General features: G+C 66.7%; 20 protein-coding genes and 2 tRNA genes. 17 read left to right on the top strand and 5 right to left on the bottom strand.

Annotated elements, in window-relative coordinates; all coding sequences use genetic code 11:
- The first annotated feature begins 10 nt into the window (after positions 1-10).
- A complete protein-coding gene (locus IB278_RS06000; RefSeq protein WP_192322944.1) occupies positions 11-1468 on the top strand; it encodes a M20/M25/M40 family metallo-hydrolase in 1458 nt (485 codons plus the stop codon).
- A 36-nt stretch (positions 1469-1504) separates the two neighbouring features.
- On the opposite strand, the gene IB278_RS05995 is transcribed toward IB278_RS06000, so the two are convergent.
- Positions 1505-3559, bottom strand: a complete 2055-nt coding sequence (locus IB278_RS05995; RefSeq protein WP_145745936.1) for a gamma-glutamyltransferase family protein — start codon at positions 3557-3559, stop codon at positions 1505-1507.
- 142 nt (positions 3560-3701) lie between these two features.
- Between IB278_RS05995 and uvrC the strand changes: the two genes are divergently transcribed.
- The 3 genes from uvrC to IB278_RS05980 are packed head-to-tail and all read left to right on the top strand — an operon-like array spanning position 3702 to position 7166.
- A complete protein-coding gene (gene uvrC / locus IB278_RS05990) occupies positions 3702-5663 on the top strand; it encodes an excinuclease ABC subunit UvrC (RefSeq protein ID WP_192322943.1) in 1962 nt (653 codons plus the stop codon).
- Between the two features lie 55 nt (positions 5664-5718).
- Positions 5719-6285, top strand: coding sequence for a CDP-diacylglycerol--glycerol-3-phosphate 3-phosphatidyltransferase (pgsA, locus tag IB278_RS05985; RefSeq protein WP_145745934.1), 567 nt, complete (start codon positions 5719-5721; stop codon positions 6283-6285).
- The gene (locus tag IB278_RS05980; protein ID WP_145745933.1) at positions 6282-7166 is read left to right on the top strand and encodes a DMT family transporter; all 885 of its coding nucleotides are present in this window, start codon (positions 6282-6284) and stop codon (positions 7164-7166) included. Before pgsA ends, IB278_RS05980 begins: the two co-directional genes overlap by 4 nt.
- An 18-nt stretch (positions 7167-7184) precedes the next feature.
- Here IB278_RS05980 and IB278_RS05975 read toward each other — a convergent pair whose 3' ends face one another.
- Positions 7185-8147, bottom strand: coding sequence for a LysR substrate-binding domain-containing protein (locus IB278_RS05975; RefSeq protein WP_225612743.1), 963 nt, complete (start codon positions 8145-8147; stop codon positions 7185-7187).
- Positions 8148-8217: 70 nt separating this feature from the next.
- Between IB278_RS05975 and IB278_RS05970 the strand changes: the two genes are divergently transcribed.
- The 6 genes from IB278_RS05970 to IB278_RS05945 all read left to right on the top strand — a co-directional run bounded on the left by IB278_RS05970 (position 8218) and on the right by IB278_RS05945 (position 13574).
- Positions 8218-9132, top strand: coding sequence for an alpha/beta fold hydrolase (locus IB278_RS05970; RefSeq protein ID WP_145745931.1), 915 nt, complete (start codon positions 8218-8220; stop codon positions 9130-9132).
- Positions 9129-10214: a tartrate dehydrogenase gene (locus tag IB278_RS05965; protein ID WP_012746930.1), complete on the top strand. Its 1086-nt coding sequence runs from the start codon at positions 9129-9131 to the stop codon at positions 10212-10214. The genes IB278_RS05970 and IB278_RS05965 overlap by 4 nt, the downstream gene beginning before the upstream one ends.
- Before the next feature lie 215 nt (positions 10215-10429).
- Complete coding sequence (locus tag IB278_RS05960; RefSeq protein WP_007830705.1) at positions 10430-10702, top strand: HU family DNA-binding protein; 273 nt, start codon at positions 10430-10432, stop codon at positions 10700-10702.
- A gap of 29 nt (positions 10703-10731) precedes the next feature.
- A tRNA-Val gene (locus IB278_RS05955) sits at positions 10732-10807 on the top strand.
- Positions 10808-10884: 77 nt separating this feature from the next.
- On the top strand, positions 10885-12798 hold the full coding sequence (locus IB278_RS05950) for a SurA N-terminal domain-containing protein (protein WP_192322942.1): 1914 nt from the start codon (positions 10885-10887) through the stop codon (positions 12796-12798).
- Positions 12799-12899: 101 nt separating this feature from the next.
- On the top strand, positions 12900-13574 hold the full coding sequence (locus IB278_RS05945) for a histidine phosphatase family protein (protein WP_145745929.1): 675 nt from the start codon (positions 12900-12902) through the stop codon (positions 13572-13574).
- A 27-nt stretch (positions 13575-13601) separates the two neighbouring features.
- On the opposite strand, the gene IB278_RS05940 is transcribed toward IB278_RS05945, so the two are convergent.
- Positions 13602-13934: a hypothetical protein gene (locus tag IB278_RS05940; protein ID WP_192322941.1), complete on the bottom strand. Its 333-nt coding sequence runs from the start codon at positions 13932-13934 to the stop codon at positions 13602-13604.
- Positions 13935-13955: 21 nt separating this feature from the next.
- Positions 13956-14204 (bottom strand): GlsB/YeaQ/YmgE family stress response membrane protein, encoded by a 249-nt coding sequence (locus IB278_RS05935; RefSeq protein ID WP_012746934.1) that lies wholly within the window; start codon positions 14202-14204, stop codon positions 13956-13958.
- 157 nt (positions 14205-14361) lie between these two features.
- Between IB278_RS05935 and IB278_RS05930 the strand changes: the two genes are divergently transcribed.
- The 3 genes from IB278_RS05930 (at position 14362) to IB278_RS05920 (ending at position 15812) form a co-directional block, all read left to right on the top strand.
- Positions 14362-15054 (top strand): YbhB/YbcL family Raf kinase inhibitor-like protein, encoded by a 693-nt coding sequence (locus IB278_RS05930; protein ID WP_225612741.1) that lies wholly within the window; start codon positions 14362-14364, stop codon positions 15052-15054.
- 75 nt (positions 15055-15129) lie between these two features.
- A tRNA-His gene (locus IB278_RS05925) sits at positions 15130-15205 on the top strand.
- 262 nt (positions 15206-15467) lie between these two features.
- Positions 15468-15812: an H-NS family nucleoid-associated regulatory protein gene (locus tag IB278_RS05920; protein ID WP_012746936.1), complete on the top strand. Its 345-nt coding sequence runs from the start codon at positions 15468-15470 to the stop codon at positions 15810-15812.
- An 85-nt stretch (positions 15813-15897) separates the two neighbouring features.
- Here IB278_RS05920 and IB278_RS05915 read toward each other — a convergent pair whose 3' ends face one another.
- Positions 15898-16884 (bottom strand): NADPH:quinone oxidoreductase family protein, encoded by a 987-nt coding sequence (locus IB278_RS05915; RefSeq protein WP_018903014.1) that lies wholly within the window; start codon positions 16882-16884, stop codon positions 15898-15900.
- A 128-nt stretch (positions 16885-17012) separates the two neighbouring features.
- Between IB278_RS05915 and surE the strand changes: the two genes are divergently transcribed.
- Genes surE through IB278_RS05895 form a run of 4 tightly spaced genes read left to right on the top strand, consistent with a single transcriptional unit; the run spans position 17013 to position 20458 of the window.
- A complete protein-coding gene (gene surE, locus IB278_RS05910) occupies positions 17013-17771 on the top strand; it encodes a 5'/3'-nucleotidase SurE (RefSeq protein ID WP_145745925.1) in 759 nt (252 codons plus the stop codon).
- 2 nt (positions 17772-17773) lie between these two features.
- On the top strand, positions 17774-18547 hold the full coding sequence (locus tag IB278_RS05905) for a protein-L-isoaspartate(D-aspartate) O-methyltransferase (protein WP_192322940.1): 774 nt from the start codon (positions 17774-17776) through the stop codon (positions 18545-18547).
- Between the two features lie 11 nt (positions 18548-18558).
- A complete protein-coding gene (locus tag IB278_RS05900) occupies positions 18559-19452 on the top strand; it encodes a peptidoglycan DD-metalloendopeptidase family protein (RefSeq protein WP_025569316.1) in 894 nt (297 codons plus the stop codon).
- A 4-nt stretch (positions 19453-19456) separates the two neighbouring features.
- Positions 19457-20458, top strand: a complete 1002-nt coding sequence (locus tag IB278_RS05895; protein WP_192322939.1) for a sigma-70 family RNA polymerase sigma factor — start codon at positions 19457-19459, stop codon at positions 20456-20458.
- Positions 20459-20507: the final 49 nt, after the last annotated feature.

The raw sequence follows: 20507 nt of genomic DNA, 5'->3' as shown, positions 1-20507 counted from the left end.
GAGAGAAACCATGCGCTTGCCGATCCGCCGCCGTTCGCCACTTTCCCTTGGTTTCTTTGGTCCACCCGGTGTGGCGAAAACAGTGCTCGCGCTTTCCCTGGCCCTGGGCGGCCTGGCCGGCGCCTCGGCGCAGACGACGCCGTCGCTGACACCGCAGCAGCAGCGCTTCCACGACATCTACAAGGAGCTGATCGAGATCAACACCAGCCATTCGGTGGGCGACAACACGCTCGCGGCGCGCGCGATGGAAAAGCGCCTGGTCGAATCAGGCTTTGCGCCTGGCGACATCCAGATCTTCGAGCCCTTCCCCAAGAAGGGCAACCTGGTGCTGCGCTTCAAGGGCAACGGCAGCAAGAAGCCGCTGCTGCTGCTGGCCCACATCGACGTGGTCGAGGCCCGGCGCGAGGACTGGAAGACCGATCCGTTCAAGCTGCAGGAAACCGGCGGCTACTTCACGGCGCGCGGGTCCATCGACGACAAGGCCATGGCCTCGGCGCTGGTGTCGGTGCTGGGACAGCTCAGGCAGGAAGGCTTCAAGCCCAGCCGCGACATCATCCTGGCGCTGACGGCCGACGAAGAGCGCGGCGACGCGCTCAGCAACGGCGCCTTCTGGCTCATCAACAACAAGCCCGAACTGCTGCAGGCGGAATTCGGCATCAACGAAGGCGGCGGCGGCGAGCTGCGCGGCGGCAAGCCCAACCTGCACCGCATGCAGGTGGCCGAGAAGATGTACACCACCTACATGCTCGAGGCGCGCGACGTCGGCGGCCACAGCTCGGTGCCGACCAGGAACAACCCGATCTACGCGCTGTCAGCGGGGCTGGAGCGCCTGGGCAGCTATGCGTTCCCGGTCAAGCTGGGCGAGGTCACCAGGACCTATTTCGCACGCAGCGCGCCGTTTGCCACAGGGCAGCTGGCCGACGACATGCGCGCCGTCGGCGGCGGCAACCCCGAGCCCGCGGTGATCGAGCGGCTCTCGGCCAACCCGGCCTACAACGCGCAGCTGCGCACCACCTGCGTGGCGACCATGGTGCAGGCGGGCCACGCAGAGAACGCGCTGCCGCAGTCGGCCAAGGCCACGGTCAACTGCCGCATCCTGCCGCACGACGACCCGGACGAAGTCGAGCGCCTGCTGACCCAGGCCGTCGGCAACGACAAGATCGTGGTGCGCAACCTCGGCAAGCCCTTGCGCAGCCCGGCCTCGCCGCTGAACGGCGACCTGGTGAAGACCGTGGAATCGGTGACGCAGGCCATGTGGCCGGGCGTGCCGGTGGTTCCCGCGATGAGCACCGGCGCCACCGACAGCCGATTCATGCGCAACGCCGGCATCCCGATGTACGGCGTGACGGGCATGTTCCTCGACCCGGCGGATGCACGCGCCCACGGGCTGGACGAGCGCATCGAGATCCAGCGGCTCTACGACGGCCGCGAGTTCCTGTACCGGCTGGTGAGCGAGCTCGCCAGATAGGCGCCGCCCTCTCGCGGAGAGGGCGGGCGTTTTCGGTCAAGGTGTGAAGGTATCTCCCAGCACGATGCCTTCGCGCCGCGGATCGGCGCCGCCGGTGAGCACGGGTTTGCCGCCCACGTTCGTGCGGATGATGGTGCTGATGCCGCTGGACTGCGCCCCGAAGCCCACCGTGTGGCCGAGCGCGCGCAGCCCCGTGATCAGCGGGTCGTTGTTGCCCGAGTCCGAAGTGTCGATGGCCGGATGCTCGCCGCCCACGTTGGTGGTCTTGCTGTTGGAGGCGCCGAAGTCCACCAGCGAGGTGGCCTGCTGCGCATCGAGGCCCCAGTCGAGCGCGCCGACCAGCGTCTTCACCACGTACTGGATGATCGTGCCGCCGCCCGGCGATCCGGTTCCCATCACGAACTCCCCCATGCTGCCGTCGCTGTTCTTCCTGAACACCATCGTGGGCGCCATCGTGCTGCGCGGTCGCTTGCCGGGAGCGACGCGGTTGGCCACCTTCACGCTCGGGGTGACGCTGGTGTCGTCGGGGTTGGAGGCGAAGTCGGTCAGCTGGTTGTTCAGCATGAAGCCCTGGGTCATGTGGAACGAACCGAGCGTGCTCTCGACGGTGGTGGTCATCGTGACGACGTTGCCCTGCTTGTCGACGATGGTGAAGTGCGTCGTGCCGTGCTCCTCGGTCTTGTCGATGCCCAGGGGCACGCTCCCGAGGTCGCCCGGCAGCGCCGTTCCCATGCTCGCCGACAGGCTGATCAGGCTGGCCCGTTTCTGCAGGTAGGGCTTGTTGATCATGGTGTCGACCGAGCCGCCGGGCAGCGGCACGAAGTCGGTGTCGGCCACGTACTTGTCGCGGTCGGCATAGGCCAAGCGCTCGGCCTCGCTCACCAGGTGCACACCCATCACGGCCGGCTTGCCGCCTTCGAGGTCGATGGCGGTGGGTTTGTACAGGCCCAGGTTGAAGGTTTCGAGGATGCCCAGCGACTGCACCACCGCAATGCCGCCGGACGACGGCGGCGACATGCTGCACACGTAGTAGTCGCGGTAGGTGCCGCAGACCGGTTCGCGGCGCTTGGCCACATAGCCGGCCATGTCGGCCATGGTCGTCTTGCCGGGCGTGATGGCCGAACCGTCGACGGCCGCCGTGATCCCGATCTTGTCGATGATGCCTTGTGCAATGGCGCCGGTGTAGAACGCGTCTGCGCCCTGCGTGGCGATGGTGCCGAGGGTCCTCGCGTAGGCCGGGTTCCTGAGCCTGGTGCCCAGCGCCTTCGGCGTGCCGTCGTCGTTGAAGAAGTAGGCCGTGGCCTCGGCGTCGCGCTTGAGGCTGGCGGCCGAGCCGGAGATGGCGGCGGCCATGCGTCCGCCGATCGGGAAGCCGTCGGCGGCGAGCGTGATGCCGTAGCTGAAGAGGTCCTTCCAGGGCAGCTTGCCGTGGTCCCTGTAGGCGATGTCGAGCATGCGCACCGCGCCGGGTGTGCCGATGGAACGGCCGCTCGCACGGGCGCTGGGCTTGGGCGGGTTCTGGTCCGCCACGTCGTCGATCCAGCGCAAGTAGTTCTCGGTTGCCGCAGCCGGCGCCATTTCGCGCCCGTCGTAGGCCTGCAGCTTCCTGGTCGCCGCGTCGTAGTGAAGCATGAACGCGCCGCCGCCCAGGCCGCTGGATTGCGGCTCGACCAGGCCCAGCACGGCCTGCACCGCCACCGCCGCGTCGACCGCGCTGCCGCCGGCCTTGAGGATGTCGCAGCCCGCGCGCGTGGCGAGCGGATGGTTGGCCACCACCATGTAGTTCTTCGCGTAGACCAGCTTGTGGCCGACGACGTAGCCTGAGGCGGGCTCGGGTGCCGCCGGGTCGCCCGGGTCGCCGGAACCCACCACGACCGGCGTGCCGCCGTCGCCGATCAGGCAGCCCTTGTCGGTTTCGGGCGGCGGCGGGACGGGCCGGTTGGCGTTGGCCGCGTTGATGGCGGCGATCGTCGCGACCAGGGCGGCGTTGTCCTGTGCGCCACTGCCGCCGCCCCCGCAGCCGGCCACGGTCAATGCCAGCGCGATCGGAGACAGTGCCAGCCAGGCGCCCGTCCGGATGTTTTTCTTCATGGAGAGTTTCCCCGAGTAGTCTTGATGAAATGACACAGGCGCTCCTCGCGCCCGCCATCATCAGCACAATTCATTCCAGGCCGATCGGGGTTTCCTCGCAGGCTGGCCATGCGGGCCTGGCGTGCGCGCCACAATAGCCGCCATGTCAGACGTGCATTCCGATCAATTGCTCAGCGAAGTCGCGGCCCTGCCGCAGCTGCCGGGCGTCTACCGCTATTTCGATGCGGCCGGCGCGGTGCTCTACGTGGGCAAGGCGCGCAACCTCAAGAAGCGGGTTGCCAACTATTTCCAGAAGAGCCATGGCGGCACGCGCATCGGCCACATGATCAGCAAGATCGCGCGCATGGAGACCACCGTGGTGCGCTCCGAAGCCGAGGCGCTGCTGCTCGAGAACAATCTCATCAAGACGCTCAAGCCGCGCTACAACATCCTGTTCCGCGACGACAAGAGCTATCCCTACCTGAAGATCGCCTCGCACGAGTTTCCGCGGCTGGCCTACTACCGCGGAGCGGTCGACAAGAAGCACCGCTACTTCGGGCCCTACCCGAGCGCCTGGGCGGTGAAGGAATCGATCCAGCTGCTGCAGAAGGTGTTCAGGCTGCGCACCTGCGAGGACACGGTGTACGCCAACCGCACGCGTCCCTGCCTGCTCTACCAGATCAAGCGCTGCACCGGCCCCTGCGTGGGCTACATCACGCCCGAGGCCTATGCGCAGGACGTGGCCAGCGCCGAAGCCTTCCTGATGGGCGACACCCAGCTCGTGCTCTCGAAGCTCGAGGCGCGCATGACCGAGCACGCCGAGAAGCTCGAGTTCGAGCAGGCGGCCGAGCTGCGCAACCAGATGTCGGCGATCTCGCGCGTGCTGCACCAGCAGTCGATCGAGATCGCTTCCGACAAGGACGTCGACATCCTCGCCGTCAAGGTGCAGGGCGGCAAGGCCTGCGTCAACCTGGCGATGGTGCGCGGCGGACGGCACCTGGGCGACCGCGCCTATTTTCCGGTGCACGTGGAAGACGCCGCGCAGATCCATCATGGCGAGCTCGATGCGGAAGAGGGCGCAGTGCCCGCCCTGGCCGATCCGATCGAGGTGCAGGTGCTCGAGGCCTTCATTGCCCAGCACTACATCGACGTGCCCGTGCCCGCCACGCTGGTGCTGAGCCACCTGGTGAGCCGCGAGCTGATCGAGGCGATCTCGCAGCAGGCTGGCGCGCGCGTGACGGCGGTGTTCCAGCCGCGCGAGCAGCGCCGGCACTGGCTGGAGATGGCCGAGACCAACGCCGGCCTGCAACTGGCCCGCCTGCTGGCGGAAGAAGGTTCGCAGCAGGCGCGCACCCGCGCGCTGGCCGATGCGCTCGAGCTCGCGCCGGACGACCTCGACAACTTCCGCATCGAATGCTTCGACATCTCGCACACCGCGGGCGAGGCCACGCAGGCTTCGTGCGTGGTGTTCGAGCACCACACGATGCAGAACCGCGAATACCGCCGCTACAACATCGAGGGCATCACACCCGGCGACGACTACGCCGCGATGCGCCAGGTGCTGCACCGCCGCTACGGCAAGCTGGCCGAGGCGATGGCGGCCGAGACCGAGGCGCTGGCGCCGGGCGACGCCGAGAGCGATGGCAGCGGCGCATCGCCCAAGACCCGGACCGCGCGCATGCCGGAACTGGTGCTTGTCGACGGCGGCAAGGGGCAGGTGTCGATGGCGCGCGAAGTGTTCAGCGAACTGGGCCTGCCGCTGTCGCTGATCGTCGGCGTCGAGAAGGGCGAGGGCCGCAAGGTCGGCCTCGAGGAACTGGTGTTCGCCGATGGCCGCGAGAAGGTCTACCTGGGCAAGGATTCCGCGGCGCTGATGCTGGTGGCGCAGATCCGCGACGAAGCGCACCGCTTTGCCATCACCGGCATGCGCGCCAAACGCGCGAAGGTGCGCGTGGGCGGCAGCCAGCTCGAAGACATTCCGGGCATCGGACCGAAGCGCCGCGCGCGCCTGCTGCAGCGCTTCGGTGGAATCCGCGGCGTGGCGGCGGCCAGCGTCGAGGACATCGCGTCGGTCGAAGGCATTGCCACGGACCTGGCCGAGGAAATCTATCGCGCACTGCATTGAGGCCGATTGCCCCCAGCTTTCGGTTCCGCCTCTCGCGCATGACACAATCGCCCGCATGTTCTGGACCCTCCCGACCATCATGACCTGGACGCGCATCGTCGCGATTCCATTGATCGTTGGTGTGTTCTACCTGCCGATGGCCGAGCCGATGCGCAACCTGATCGCCACGGTCATGTTCATCGTCTTCGCGGCCACCGACTGGCTCGACGGCTTCCTGGCGCGAAAGCTCAACCAGACTTCGGCCTTCGGCGCCTTCCTCGATCCAGTGGCCGACAAGTTCCTGGTCTGCGCCTCGCTGCTGGTGCTGGTGCACCTGAACCGGGCCGACGTGTTCGTGGCGCTGATCATCATCGGCCGCGAAATCGCGATCTCGGCCCTGCGCGAATGGATGGCGCAGATCGGCGCCAGCAAGAGCGTGGCGGTCCACATGATCGGCAAGGTCAAGACCACCGTGCAGATGGTCGCGATTCCGTTCCTGCTCTATGACGGACATCTCTTCAAGATCATCGACACCGGCCTCTGGGGGCAGTGGCTGATCTGGATCTCGGCCGTGCTCACGATCTGGTCGATGGTCTATTACCTGCAGAAGGCCATCCCCGAAATCCGGGCCCGCGCGAAATGAGCGTGGCTGCGGCCCGCGGCGCAAGCTGGCTGCGTGCCATGCCGGCCGTCTTCGTGCTCATCTGGAGCACGGGCTTCATCGTTGCGCGCTATGGCATGCCTTATGCGCCGCCGCTCAAGTTCCTGGCCGTGCGCTTTGCGCTTTCTCTTGTGTGCTTCTGCCTCTGGGTCGCGCTTGCGCGGGTCCCCTGGCCGAAGGAGCGTGCGCAGTGGGGACACCTGGCGGTCACCGGCGTCCTGATGCAGGCCGGCTACCTGGGCGGCGTCTGGGCCGCGGTGCATGCGGGCATGGGCGCGGGGCTGGTGGCATTGCTGGTCGGCATCCAGCCGGTGCTGACCGCCGTCTGGCTGTCGTTCAACGGCGGGCGCATTTCGCAGCGCCAATGGGCCGGGCTGGTGCTCGGCTTTGCGGGCCTGGTGCTCGTGGTGTCGCGCAAGTTCGGGCAGGGATCGGAGGTCAGTGCGTTGACCATGGCGCTTGCGGTGATGGCGCTCCTTTCGATCACGGCGGGCACGCTGTACCAGAAGCGCTTCGTCGCGCCCTGCGACGTGCGCAGCGCGAGCGCCGTGCAGATGGTGGCCGCATTGATCGTGTGCCTGCCCTTTGCGGCGATGGAATCGCAGGGCATCGAATGGAACGCGCATTCGACCGGCGCCATGGCCTGGTCGGTGCTGGTGCTGTCGCTCGGCGGCAGCTCGCTGCTCTACATGCTGATCCAGCGCGGCACGGCCACCGCCGTCACGAGCCTGCTCTACCTGGTGCCGCCGTGCACCGCGGTGATGGCCTGGCTGCTGTTCGCCGAGCCGATCACACTGGTGACCTTGCTGGGCATCGGGCTCACCGCAGCCGGCGTGAGCCTTGTGGTGCGCAGCGAGCGCTGAGCCGCCTTTGCTTTTTCTTCAGCGCGGCGCACCGGCCTTGCCGGGTTTCCAGGGCTCGCCGCGAAACTGTTCCGCCAGGTGGTCGAGCAGCAGCCGCACGCGGCGCGGCGTCTTGGGGCGCCAGGGCGCGATCCAGTGGATGTCGGCATCGGGCATGGCGTAGTGGGGCAGCACGCGCACCAGCACGCCGGAAGCCAGCTGCGGTGCGATGTCCCACAGGCTGCGCAGCATGATGCCGTGGCCGGCCAGGCACCAGTCGCGCACCATCTCGCCCGAATTGCTCGTCAGCGGACCCTGGACGCGCACGCGCGCGGTGCTGCCGTCGCGCGCATGGCGCAGGGTCCACAGCGCGAACTGGTGCTGGTTGACCTCGCCGTTCTCGCGTGCGACCAGGCAGTCGTGCGCCGCCAGCGCGTCGACCGTGGCCGGCAGGCCGCGCCGTTCTATATATGAAGGAGATGCGGCGAGCACGCGCTGGTTGCGCGCAATGCGGCGCGTGACCCAGTCGGCCGCGCGGCGCTGCTGCACGGCCCAGAGCCAGAGCGCGCCGTCATATCCTTCGGCGCCGAGGTCGGGCAGCCGCTCGGTCAGCAGCAATTCGATCTGCAGCCCGGGATGGCGCGCCTGGAAGCTGGCCAGGGCAGGGCCGAGCCAGCGCCGGCCGAAGCCGAAGGTCGCAGCCAGCCGGATGGTGCCGACCAGTTCGTTCTGCCGCTCGCCGAGCTCGCTTTCGAGCGCGGCAAAGCCTTCGAGCAGCGCCCTGGCATGCAGGCAGACCGCTTCTCCCTCGGCCGTCACGCTGAGCCGGCGCGTGGTGCGCTCGAACAGCCGCTGGCCCAGCCGCGCCTCGAGCGCGCCGAGCCGCTTGGTCACGACGGAGGGCACCACGTCGAGCGTGGCGGAGGCGCCCGCCAGGCTTCCCTGGTCGCGGATGGCCAGCACCAGTTCGAGATCGCCGCGGTCCATCGACAGTGGATTCATGCCAAATCGGAAAGTATGAATTGGTCGATTGTTGCTTGATGATCGATGGAGCGCAACGCACAATCGCCGCGTGACTGCTTCCTTCTTCGACTTTCCCGAATTCGACATCGAGCGCAACGGCGTGCGTGTGCATGGCCGCATCGGCGGGCGCGGCGCGCCCCTGCTGCTCCTGCACGGGCATCCGCAGACGCACCTGATCTGGCACCGCGTGGCGCCGGTGCTCGCCGAGCAGTTCACTGTGGTGGCGGTGGACCTGCGCGGCTATGGCGACTCCGGCCGCCCTGCGGACGATGCGGATCACATGGCCTACAGCAAGCGCGAGATGGCGCTCGATGCGCTCGCCGCCATGCGCCATCACGGCTTCGAGCGCTTCGGCGTGCTGGCCCACGACCGCGGCGCGCGGGTCGCGCATCGGCTGGCCGCAGACCATGCGGCGGCCGTCGACCGCATGCTGCTGCTGGACATCGCGCCCACGCTCTCGATGTACGAGAACACCACCGAGGCCTTTGCGCGCGCCTATTGGCACTGGTTCTTCCTGATCCAGCCGCCGCCGCTGCCCGAGGCCCTGATCGCCTCCGACCCGGTGCGCTACGTGCGCAGCGTGATGGGCGGGCGCCACGCGGGGCTCGCGCCCTTCGCGCCCGAGGTGCTGGCCGAGTACGAGCGCTGCGCGGCCATTGCGGGCACGGCCGAATCCATCTGCGGCGACTACCGTGCGTCCGCGACCATCGACCTCGTGCACGACCGCGCCGACATCGCCGCCGGCCGCAAGCTTGCGCAACCGCTGCGCGTGCTCTGGGGCGAGCACGGCGCAGTGGGCCGATGCTTCGACGTGCTCTCGCTCTGGCGCGAATGCGCCGCCCGGGTTTCGGGCCGCGCCTTGCCGTGCGGCCACTACGTACCGGAGGAAGCCCCGCGCGAACTGCTCGCCGAGGCGCTCCAGTTCTTCACTTCCCCTCTCCAGCAAGAAGGAACCAGACCATGACCACCCACAGAATCGCAGTCATCGCCGGCGACGGCATCGGCAAGGAAACCATGCCCGAAGGCCTGCGCGTGGTGGATGCCGCGGCGCGCAAGTTCGGCATCGACCTGAAGTTCGACCACTTCGACTTCTCGAGCTGGGACTACTGCGAGAAGCACGGCAAGATGCTGCCCGACAACTGGAAGGACCAGATCGGCGGACATGACGCCATCTACTTCGGTGCAGTCGGCTGGCCCGAGAAGATTGCCGACCACGTGTCGCTCTGGGGCTCGCTGCTCTTGTTCCGCCGCGAATTCGACCAGTACATCAACCTGCGTCCCGCGCGCCTGATGCCAGGCATCACGGCCCCCGTGGTGCGGCGCGACGGCACGCCGCGCGAGCCCGGCGAGATCGACATGTACATCGTGCGCGAGAACACCGAAGGCGAATACTCGAGCATCGGCGGTCGCATGTACGAAGGCACGCCGCGCGAGATCGTGGTGCAGGAAACCGTGATGTCGCGCGTGGGCGTCGACCGCGTGCTCAAGTTCGCCTTCGAGCTCGCACAGTCGCGCCCAAAGAAGCACCTGACGAGCGCCACCAAGTCGAACGGCATCTCCATCACCATGCCCTACTGGGACGAGCGCGTGGCCGAAATGGCGAAGAACTATCCGGGCGTGAAGCTCGACAAGTTCCACATCGACATCCTCACGGCCCACTTCGTGCAGCGGCCCGACTTCTTCGACGTGGTCGTGGCCAGCAACCTGTTCGGCGACATCCTGTCCGACCTCGGCCCTGCGTGCACCGGCACCATCGGCATCGCGCCCAGCGCCAACCTCAACCCGGAGCGCACCACGCCCTCGCTGTTCGAACCGGTGCACGGCTCGGCGCCCGACATCGCGGGCAAGGGCATCGCCAACCCGATCGGACAGATCTGGTGCGGCGCGATGATGCTCGAGTTCCTGGGCCACAAGAACGCGCACGACGCGATCCTTTCCACCATCGAAAAGGTGCTGGCGCCCCAAAGCGGAGCGCCGCGCACGCCCGACATCGGCGGCAAGGCGAGCACCAGCGACCTTGGCAAGGCCATTGCCGAGGCCCTTTGAAAATCGTCTTCAAGAAACGCCCCTAAAATCGCGCGCTCCGCTGTTCTGCACGGCCTCGTGTCGTATTGACACCCTGCAGACCAGTGGTTGTAATCCTCGCTGGCAGCGCGCTGCCGAGGCGTCAGTCCTGCCAGGCTTGTCGAGCCGCGTCATTTCGCGGCCAGCTCGCAGCTGACGAAAGCCGACCAACTTTATTTCTTCTACAAGGGGCCCTTGTGAACAAGACCGAACTGATTGAGCACATCGCAAAGAACGCCGATATTTCCAAGGCAGCCGCTACCCGCGCGCTGGAATCCACCATCGGCGCCATTCGTACCACGCTCAAAAAAGGCGGCTCGGTGTCGCTGGTCGGTTTTGGCACTTTCGCAGTCGGCAAAAGGGCGGCTCGCACCGGCCGCAATCCGCGCACCGGCGACGCGATTAAAATCAAGGCCGCCAAGATTCCGAAGTTCCGTCCGGGCAAGGCGTTGAAAGACGCGCTGAACTAAGACGTAGACTCGGAGAAGTATTCCCGGTGGGGTGCTTAGCTCAGCTGGTAGAGCGGCGCCCTTACAAGGCGTAGGTCGGGGGTTCGAGCCCCTCAGCACCCACCACCACCCGATGCAAAGGCGAACACTGGTTCGCCTTTTTTATTGCCGTCCCGACATCCGTCGCAAAAGAGTGTTCAAGCATGTTTGATTTCTTCCGCAAGTACAACAAGATCGTCATGATTTTCTTGTTCTTGCTGATCATTCCCTCGTTCGTCCTCTTTGGCGTGGAGCGCTATCAGGGCTCCGGCGGCGAAGTGAAGGTTGCGCGGGTCGATGGCCAGAGCATCACCCGGCCCGAGTGGGATGCGCAGCATCGCCTCGAGACCGACCGCATCCGCCAGCAATCGCCCAACGTCGACCCGGCGCTGCTCGAATCCGACGTGATGCGCTATGCCACGCTGGAGCGCATGGTGCGCGACCGCGTGCTGGCCGCGGCGGCGGCCAAGTCGAACGTGACCGTCTCCGAAGAGCGTCTGTCGCGCATCTTCGCGCAGGACACGGGCCTTGCGGCGTTCCGCACGCCGGACGGCAAGTTCGACCGCGAGAGCTTCCAGCGCGTCACCGGCCGCACGCCGGAGCAGTACGAGGCGTCGATGCGCGCCGAACTGGCCACGCAGCAAATGCTGTTGGGCATCACCGGCACGGCCTTCACGCCGCCCGCGCTGGCTGCGGCAACCATCAACGCCTTCTACGACCGCCGCGAGATCCAGGTCGCGCGCTTCAACCCCGAGAGCTTCGCGTCCAAGGTGACCGTGAGCGATGCCGACGTGGAGGCCTACTACAAGGCCCACACCGCCCAGTTCCAGGCGCCCGAGCAGGCCAGCATCGAATACCTCGTGCTCGACCTGGAAGCGGCCAAGAAGAACATCTCGGTCAACGAGGCCGACCTCAAGACCTACTACGAGCAGAACACGGCGCGCTTCGGCACCAAGGAAGAACGCCGCGCCAGCCACATCCTGATCACCGCACCGGCAAGCGCACCGGCAGCCGACCGCGCCAAGGCCAAGGCCAGGGCAGAGCAATTGCTCGCCGAAGTGAGGAAGGCGCCCGCCACCTTCGCCGACGTCGCGCGCAAGAACTCGCAGGATCCCGGATCGGCGGAGAAGGGCGGCGACCTCGATTTCGTGACCCGCGGCGCGATGGTCAAGCCCTTCGAGGATGCGCTGTTCGCGCTCAAGAAGGGCGACATCAGCGACGTGGTCGAAACCGAGTTCGGCTATCACATCATCCGCCTCGCCGACATCAAGCCGGCCGTGGTGCCGCCCTTCGAGCAGGTGCGCGCCACCATCGAGAACGAAGTCCGTGCGCAGCAGGCGACGCAGGAATTCGCGAAGGCCGCGGAAACCTTCACCGATGCGGTCTACCAGCAGCCCGACAGCCTCAAGCCCGCGGCGGAAAAGCTGAAGCTCACGATCCAGACGGCCGGCAACGTCTCGCGCACGCCGCCGCCGGGCGCCACCGGCGTGCTGGCGAACCGCAATTTCCTGAACGCGCTGTTCGCGGCCGATTCGCTGGACCGCAAGCAGAACACCGAAGCCATCGAAGTCGGCTCCAACCAGCTCGCGGCAGGCCGCGTGACGCAGTACACGCCCGCGCATCCGATGCCCCTGGCCGAAGTCAAGGACAAGATCCGTGCGCAGCTCATCACCGAGCGTGCCGCGGTCATGGCCAAGGCAGAGGGCGAAGCCAAGCTCGCCGCCTGGACTGCCAAGGCCGACGGCGCCACCTTTGGCGCGCCGGTCACGGTTTCGCGACGCGAAGCGCAGGCCCAGCCCATTGCCGTCATCGATGCAGCGCTGCGCGCCGACGCGTCCAAGCTGCCTGCGCTGGTGGGCGTCGACCTGGGTACGCAAGGCTATGCGGTGGTCCGCGTGACGAAGGTGGTTCCGCGCACGCCGTCGGCGCCTGAGCAAACGCAGCAGGAGAACGCGCAGGTCGGCCAGTCGGTGGCTGCGGCGGAAGAAGTTGCTTACTACAACGTGCTGAAGGAACGCTTCAAGGCCGAGATCCTCGTGCCGAAGCCGGCGGAGACGCTGCCCACGGCAGCCCGCTGACCCGTGGGACCGGCGCGCGCTGTCGCGCCTGGGTCAGCGGCCCGCGGCACTCGTCGCACGTGGGACAAGTGCAAGCTGCGCTTGTCGCCAGAATCCCAGGCATGGGAACCCTCTATCTCGTGCGCCACGGCCAGGCCAGTTTCGGCGCTGCCGACTACGACAAGCTGAGCGAGCTCGGGCACAGGCAGTCCGTGCGCCTCGGCGAATACTGGCGGGAGCGCGGCATGCATTTCGATGCCGTGATCACCGGCACCCTGAAGCGCCATCGCCAGACCTGGGAAGGCATTGCCGAGGGACTGGCGCTGAAGCGCGACGATGTGCTGGCGTGGCCCGGGCTCAACGAGTACGACAGCGAGGCGGTCATTGCCACCATCCACGAAGGCAAGCTCGAGAAGCCCGACTCGCCCGAGATGTACCGCCACCACTTCCGCCTCTTGCGCGATGGCCTCGGCGCCTGGATGCAGGGCCGGACCCGGCCCGTCGGCATGCCGAGCTATGTCGACTTCCTGGCGGGCGTGACAACGGCGCTCGACCATGTGCGCGCCCGCCACCATGGCGCCAAGGTGCTGGTGGTGTCGAGCGGCGGACCCATCAGCACGGCGGTTGGCCATGTGCTGGGAACGAGCCCGGAAACCACGATCGAACTGAACCTGCGCATCCGGAACACCGCCGTGACGGAGTTCGCCTTCACGCCCAAGCGGCACATGCTCGTCACCTACAACACGCTGCCGCACCTGGACGCTGCGGCCTACGAGAACTGGATCACCTACGCCTGAGGCCCCGGTGCAGGGGCACGATCGGCCTCAGGCCTGCCAGACGCCGTAGCCGCTCCTGCGCAGCGCGATGCCGAGCTCGACCTCCATCGATCGTGCATCCTCGTAGCTCAACGGGTTGTAGCGTTCGTAGAGCGCAGGCAGCAGCCTGAGGCCGAAGGCCTGGACGAAGCTGTTGGCCTGGATGCCGGCCTTGTGCTTGTCGAAGCGGATGTCGGGGTCCAGCCCGGTCATTCCCACGTAGACGAAGGGCTTGCCGAGCTGGTAGTCGGGATTCGCGCGCCTGAACCGGCCATGGTTCCAGACGCGGTCATCGAGTTCGACCACGTAGACGTGGTGCCTGGCCCGTGGTTTGCGCGGCATCGATCCGCACTGCCGGCCGGGTCAGCTCTTGCGCTTGATCAGGCCGTACAGGATCAGCAGCACGATCGCGCCGAGCACCGAGGCAATGAAGCCCGCACCCTGGCCCGCGGTGTACCAGCCGAGCGCCTGGCCGACATAGGTCACGATCAAGGAACCTGCCACGCCGATCAGCGTGGTCACGATGAAGCCGGCGGAATCGTCGCCCGGCTTGACGGCCCGCGCCACCAGACCCACGATGAACCCGATCAGGATGGTCCAGACGATGCTCATGAAGAAATTCCTTTGGCGGTGAAATGGAAAGTGGCGGTCGCTGCAGAACGCGCGAACCGTCGAAGCAAGCGGCGCTCATGATAGCGGAGCAACGCGATCGCCGAAGCCGGCCGAATCACATCGGGCTCGATGTCCGAGAACTTTGGCGCAGACGGCCATGTCCTGGTTGCTGCTGCGTCCTACAGGGCGCTTCGCGGCGCAGCGCTATACCGGGACCATGCTGGAAAAACTGCCTGAAGTCATCGGCCACGCGCTGCAGGGAATGCGCGCGGGCCTGGACAAGATCGTCTTCAATACGCTGGGCATGCGGCAGGGCATGGCGTCGATCGCCTTGAGCAGCGTTGCTTTCGCGGACCACGCGCCCTTGCCGTCGCGCCATACGGCCGATGGAGAAGGCCTGTCGCCGCCGCTGCAATGGGCCGGGCTTCCGGCGGGCACCGGATCGCTGGTGCTGGTGGTCGAGGACGCCGATTCGCCCACGCCGAATCCGCTCGTGCATGCCATCGTCGTCGGGCTGCGGCCGACCGAGGGCAAGCTCGACGAAGCGGCCATCCCGAGCCGGGACAATGCCGGCGCCGCCGGTTTGCACGTGGGTCGCAACTCCGGGCTGCAGGCCGCCTGGCTGCCTCCCGATCCGCCCCCGGGACACGGCGCTCACCGCTACGCCTTCCAGCTGTTCGCGCTCGACGGCATGCCCGCGTTTTCCGCGGCGCCAGGCCGGGACGAGGTGTTCGACGCCCTGCGGAAGCACGCGCTCGCGAGCGGCCTGCTGATCGGCACCTGCGAAAGGCCGGATGGCTCGATCAAGATCAAGAAGACAGCCCCGGCCGGGCCCCTCGCCACGGGTTGAGAAGAATTTCAGGCCCGTTCGGATGCCCCGGTGGCGAAAACCGGGGTTTTTGCCGCTACAATTGAAGGCTCTGCGGTGGCTGTAGCTCAGCTGGTAGAGTCCCAGATTGTGATTCTGGTCGTCGTGGGTTCGAGTCCCATCAGCCACCCCAAAACATCTTTCCCGACTGCTATTGCGCAATAGCGTCCACGGGAACACAACGCCGGGCCAGCCCGGCGTTGTCATTTTCGGCTCTTGCCGCTGGCGCAGCACTCTTCCTTTGGCTTCATAAAAAGCGTCCAAACCGGTGCGCGCTGCATTGTGCGTTGCCGCAAACCTGGCGCAGGGCCCTCAATTTTCCCGCAACGGCCCGCTTGTAATAAATTGGAATTGAATTAAAATCCGCCCCGTTTCCAATTTTCAGGAGTCCAACAATGGCTTCGACCCTTGCCGATATCAATTCCCAGATCAAGAAGTACGACGAGCAGATTGCGCAATTGCGCAAGCAGGCCGAAGACCTTCGCAACCAAGAGCGCGCAGGCGTGATTGAAGATGTGCGCCGGAAGATCGCTGAATACGGCCTGACCGCGTCGGACCTGAAACTCAGTGCACGCGGCGGCTCGGTCAAGCGCAGCGCAGGGGTTCCCGCGGTCAAGGCAGCAGCCAAATACCGTGGTCCAACCGGCGAAACCTGGTCTGGCGGCCGCGGCCGCAAGCCGCGTTGGGTGACCGAGGCACTGGCTGCGGGCAAGTCGCTTTCCGAGTTCGAGATCAAGTAAGCGCCGAAGCGGGCCACTGGCCAATAAAAAAGCCCGCGGATGCGGGCTTTTTTATTGGGTGCGAATCCGGGCAAACCCGCGGCACTCAGTTCACCATCACGAGTTTTCCTTTGACGCCGCGCGATCCCATGTGGGCATAGGCGGCTTTCAATTGTGACATCTGCATCGTGCTGTCGATCACGGGCTTGATCTTTCCCTGCCCGTACCAGTGCGCCAATTCGGCCATCATTTGTGCATTGGCCTTGGGCTCGCGCTTGGCGAAATCGCCCCAGAACACGCCGACCAGGGAAGCGCCTTTCAACAGCGTGAGGTTCAATGGCAGCGAGGGAATCGGCCCGGAGGCAAAGCCGACCACCAAATAGCGTCCGCGCCATGCAATCGAGCGAAATGCAGGCTCGGCGAAATCACCGCCCACCGGGTCGTAAATGACATCGGGGCCTTTGCCGTCGGTCGCGGCCTTGATGGCATCGCGAAAGCCGCCTGGAAGCGCATGCGTGGTGTAGTTGATCGTGGCGTCGGCGCCAATGGAGCGGCAGAGTTCGCATTTCTCGTCGGTAGAAGCCGCCGCAATCACTTTGGCGCCTGCCGCCTTTGCGATTTGAATGGCGGCGGTGCCCACGCCGCCTGCTGCACCGAGCACGAGCACGGTTTCACCGGCCTTGAGTTGTGCGCGGTCCATCAGCGCATGCCACGAGGTGGCATAGATCATGATGAACGCCGCCGCGTCGACATGGCCGAAGCCTTCGGGCAGCGGCATGCACAGCGCCGCCGGCGCCAGCGTGTGGGTTGCGAAGCCGCCCGTGCCCGAGAGACACGCCACGTTCTGGCCGACCTTCAGGTGGGTGACGCCTTCGCCCACCGCCTGGACGACGCCGGCGTATTCCGAACCGGGCACGAACGGCAGCGGCGGCTTGATCTGGTATTTGTTCTGCACGATCAGCAGATCGGGGAAGTTGAGGCTGGCGGCCCTGATTTCGATCAGCACCTGGCCCGGACCCGGCGCCGGCGTCGGCAGTTCCTTCCAGGTCAGCGCATCGACGCCGGTGGGGTTTTCGCAAAGCCATGCGTGCATGCTCGGGTCTCCTTTGAATCAGTCGTGTGTGGGCAATGAATGCGAGGCGATGATAGGGGGCGCGGCAGGGCGCCGTTGTCCCTGCTGCGACGCACGCGGCGCCTACAATCCGGGCACTGAAAAGCACCATGAAGATACTTATTTCCAACGACGATGGTTTTCAGGCGCCGGGCATCGTCGCATTGCACGACGCATTGAAAGACATCGCGGACGTCGAGGTGGTTGCACCCGAGCACAACAACAGCGCCAAGTCGAATGCCCTCACGCTGGCGGCGCCGCTCTACGTGCACAAGGCGCACAACGGTTTTCGCTACGTGACAGGCACGCCGGCCGATTGCGTTCACATCGCGCTCAAGGGGCTGCTCGGCTACCGGCCCGACCTGGTGGTCTCCGGCATCAACAACGGCGCCAACATGGGCGACGACACCATCTACTCCGGCACCGTGGGTGCGGCCATGGAGGCCTATCTGTTCGGCATCCCCGCCATCGCGTTCTCGCAGATCGAGAAGGGCTGGGCGCATGTCGACGCGGCCGCGCAGGTGGCCCGGCGCCTGGTGCAGCAGATCGAGCGCGAGCGCATGCTGGACGGCGGCGCCTTCCTGCTCAACGTGAACGTTCCGAACCGGCCGCTCGACGAGCTCAAGCCGATCCAGGTTTGCCGGCTGGGCCGGCGCCATTCGGCGGAGAAAGTCATCACTCAGGAAAGCCCGCGGGGCGAGACGATGTACTGGATTGCAGGTGCCGGAGGCGCCAAGGACAGCGGCGAAGGCACCGACTTCCATGCCACCGCCGCCGGCCACATTGCGCTGACGCCGCTGCAGATCGACCTGACCGACCATGCCAACCTGGGCCAGTGGCGCGAGACGGTTGCCCGTCTCGGTAATTGAGCATGGCCACGCAACGGCCTGGATTCCCGGTTCGCCTGACACCCACCGCCTCGGCCGCCACGCGCGGGCGCCTGCCCGCCGTGCCTGCCAAGCCGATGGTGCCGGCCACGCCTTCGATGGCCTCCGACGCCGTGCGCGCGCGCATGGTGCAGAAGCTCGCTGCCCAAGGCATTGCCGATGCGCGCGTGCTGCGCGCGCTGAGCGCGGTCGAGCGGCATCTCTTCGTCGACAGCGCGCTCGTCAACCAGGCCTATGAAGACACGAGCCTGCCGATCGGGCTGGGCCAGACCATCTCCAAGCCGAGCGTGGTGGCCCGCATGATCGAGCTCCTGCTGGGGGCGCCCGCATTGGCCGGCAAGCCGCAGGACCGTCTCGGCCGCGTGCTGGAAATCGGCACCGGCTGCGGCTACCAGGCCGCGGTGCTGAACCACGTGGCCACGGAGGTCTACAGCATCGAGCGCCTGCGCGGACTGCACGAACGCGCGCGCGCCAACCTGCGGCACTTCCGGCTGGCCACGGTTCATCTGATGCTGGGCGACGGCATGGTCGGCTATGCCAAGGGTGCGCCTTACGCCGGCATCATCGCCGCGGCAGGCGGCGAGGCGGTGCCGCAGGCCTGGATCGAGCAACTCGCCGTCGGCGGACGCATCGTGGCGCCCACGCACTCGGCGGGCGGCGGGCAGGCGCTCGTCGTCATTGACAAAACCGCCCGTGGACTCGAGCGCCGCATTCTTGAGGCGGTTCACTTTGTCCCCCTAAAATCGGGCATCGCTTGAAGGAACAACAAATGCAGGGTTTTGGCAATCGGAGTTGGTGCGCTGGTATCACGTTGGCAGTTGTGCTCGTGATCGCGGGCTGCGCCGCACCGCGAGGGCCGGCACCGGTCGAAGACCGGGGCACGATGACGCGTGCGCCCAATGCGGCACCCGGTGGCCCGCTCATCACCACCGACGCTTCGGGCAAGCCGCTTCCAGGCATCGAGAACTATGGCAAGCCCGGCTATTACGCAGTACGGCCCGGCGACACGATTCGCCGCATCGGAAACGAAACCGGCCAGAGCTGGCAGAACATCGTTCGCTGGAACAATCTTGAAAATCCCGACCTGATCGAAGTCGGACAGGTGCTGCGCGTGGTGCCGCCGGTGGGACCGGCTGCCTCTGTCGCAACCGCGCCTGCTCCTTCTTCCGAGGGCGTGGTGACCAAGCCGGTCACGCCGCCGTCGGCGGTGGTGCCTGCAGCGCCCGCCAGTGCCGCGGTCGGCAAGCCGCCGGTCACGGCGTCGCCATCGGCGCCCGCAGCAAGCTCGGGCGACGAGGACCTCGGCTGGATCTGGCCGGCGCACGGCACGCTGCTCGCGGGGTTCGACGACGCCAAGAACAAGGGCTTCGACATCGGCGGCAAGGCGGGCGATGCCGTCCTCGCGGCTGCCGACGGCCGCGTGGTCTACGCCGGTGCAGGTTTGCGCGGCTATGGCAACCTGATCATCCTGAAGCACAACAACACCTACCTCACGGCCTATGCGCACAACCAGACGCTGCTCGTGAAGGAGGACCAGTCGGTGCAAAAGGGCCAGAAGATCGCCGAGATGGGCAACAGCGACGCCGACCGCGTCAAGCTGCATTTCGAAATCCGCCGCCAGGGCAAGCCCGTCGACCCGGCGCGCTACTTGCCGAGCCGGTGATGCCATGGCCGCTTCCAGCCCCCGTCGCGCACTACCCGTGCGTCGGCTGGTGGGCCGGGGCAGGGCTGTAGAGAGCGGCCCGCAGGGCTCGCCTGCGAAGCCTGCTGCACTTGCTGCAGACCTGATTGCCGCAACCGATTCGCCCGGCGGCGAAGGCGCCGATGCCCTGACGATTTACCTGCGCCAGGTGCGGCGTAGCGAGCTCTTCACGCCCGAAGAGGAATACCAGGCCGCATGTGCCGCGCGCGCCGGCGACTTTGCAGCGCGGCAATCGATGATCGAGCACAACCTGAGGCTGGTTGTGAACATCGCCAAGGCCTATCTGGGCCGGGGCGTACCGCTTTCCGACCTCATCGAGGAAGGCAATCTCGGCCTGATGCACGCCATCACCAAGTTCGAACCCGAACGGGGCTTTCGCTTTTCCACCTATGCGACCTGGTGGATCCGCCAGTCGGTCGAGCGCGCCGTGTTGACCCAGGCGCGTGCCATCCGCCTGCCGGTGCATGTGGTGCGTGAACTGCAGCAGGTGCTGCGGGCCCGCCGCACGCTCGAAGGCGATGCCGAGTTCCTGGCGCATCGGCCCGACGGCGTGCGCGTGGAGGATGTCGCCGCATTTCTGGGACTGGACGTGCAGGCGGTTGCGGAACTGCTGGCGCTGGCTGAGGCGCCGCGTTCGCTGGATGCCGGCGATGCGCACGGAGACGAAGGCTTCACCCTGGCCGACACCGTGGCGTCCGACGACGGGCAGGGTGATCCGACCGATGTCACGCACACTCACGAGGTCGCGCGCCTGCTCGATCAATGGGTCCACGCCCTCGACGCGCGCGAGCGCGAGGTGCTGGAGGGCCGCTACGGCCTGCACGACCGCGAGCCCGAGACGCTCGAAGTGCTGAGCGTGCGCCTCGGGCTGACGCGCGAGCGCGTGAGGCAGATCCAGAACGAGGCGCTGGCCAAGATGCGGCGCCAGCTGACCCGTTCCGGCGTGGGGCGCGACGCCTTGTTCTAGCGGGGGTTTGCCGTGGCCGCGGAGGGCCGGGCCGGCGCTGAGACAATCG

The organism is Variovorax sp. VRV01, assembly GCF_014852545.1.
Lineage (GTDB): Bacteria > Pseudomonadota > Gammaproteobacteria > Burkholderiales > Burkholderiaceae_C > Variovorax > Variovorax beijingensis_A.
Note: the sequence above shows the minus strand (reverse complement) of the source record. Positions and strands in the feature narration are given on the sequence as shown.

Bases quoted from the DNA above. Each gene is read 5' to 3' on its own strand.
- pgsA (WP_145745934.1), top strand. From the start codon at position 5,719: ATGTTCTGGACCCTCCCGACCATCATGACCTGGACGCGCATCGTCGCG.
- IB278_RS05965 (WP_012746930.1), top strand. From the start codon at position 9,129: ATGACCACCCACAGAATCGCAGTCATCGCCGGCGACGGCATCGGCAAG.
- uvrC (WP_192322943.1), top strand. From the start codon at position 3,702: ATGTCAGACGTGCATTCCGATCAATTGCTCAGCGAAGTCGCGGCCCTG.
- IB278_RS05920 (WP_012746936.1), top strand. From the start codon at position 15,468: ATGGCTTCGACCCTTGCCGATATCAATTCCCAGATCAAGAAGTACGAC.
- IB278_RS05930 (WP_225612741.1), top strand. From the start codon at position 14,362: ATGTCCTGGTTGCTGCTGCGTCCTACAGGGCGCTTCGCGGCGCAGCGC.
- IB278_RS05995 (WP_145745936.1), bottom strand. From the start codon at position 3,559: ATGAAGAAAAACATCCGGACGGGCGCCTGGCTGGCACTGTCTCCGATC.
- IB278_RS05915 (WP_018903014.1), bottom strand. From the start codon at position 16,884: ATGCACGCATGGCTTTGCGAAAACCCCACCGGCGTCGATGCGCTGACC.
- IB278_RS05900 (WP_025569316.1), top strand. From the start codon at position 18,559: ATGCAGGGTTTTGGCAATCGGAGTTGGTGCGCTGGTATCACGTTGGCA.
- IB278_RS05950 (WP_192322942.1), top strand. From the start codon at position 10,885: ATGTTTGATTTCTTCCGCAAGTACAACAAGATCGTCATGATTTTCTTG.
- IB278_RS05905 (WP_192322940.1), top strand. From the start codon at position 17,774: ATGGCCACGCAACGGCCTGGATTCCCGGTTCGCCTGACACCCACCGCC.
- IB278_RS05895 (WP_192322939.1), top strand. From the start codon at position 19,457: ATGGCCGCTTCCAGCCCCCGTCGCGCACTACCCGTGCGTCGGCTGGTG.
- IB278_RS05940 (WP_192322941.1), bottom strand. From the start codon at position 13,934: ATGCCGCGCAAACCACGGGCCAGGCACCACGTCTACGTGGTCGAACTC.
- surE (WP_145745925.1), top strand. From the start codon at position 17,013: ATGAAGATACTTATTTCCAACGACGATGGTTTTCAGGCGCCGGGCATC.
- IB278_RS06000 (WP_192322944.1), top strand. From the start codon at position 11: ATGCGCTTGCCGATCCGCCGCCGTTCGCCACTTTCCCTTGGTTTCTTT.
- IB278_RS05935 (WP_012746934.1), bottom strand. From the start codon at position 14,204: ATGAGCATCGTCTGGACCATCCTGATCGGGTTCATCGTGGGTCTGGTG.
- IB278_RS05975 (WP_225612743.1), bottom strand. From the start codon at position 8,147: ATGAATCCACTGTCGATGGACCGCGGCGATCTCGAACTGGTGCTGGCC.
- IB278_RS05945 (WP_145745929.1), top strand. From the start codon at position 12,900: ATGGGAACCCTCTATCTCGTGCGCCACGGCCAGGCCAGTTTCGGCGCT.
- IB278_RS05980 (WP_145745933.1), top strand. From the start codon at position 6,282: ATGAGCGTGGCTGCGGCCCGCGGCGCAAGCTGGCTGCGTGCCATGCCG.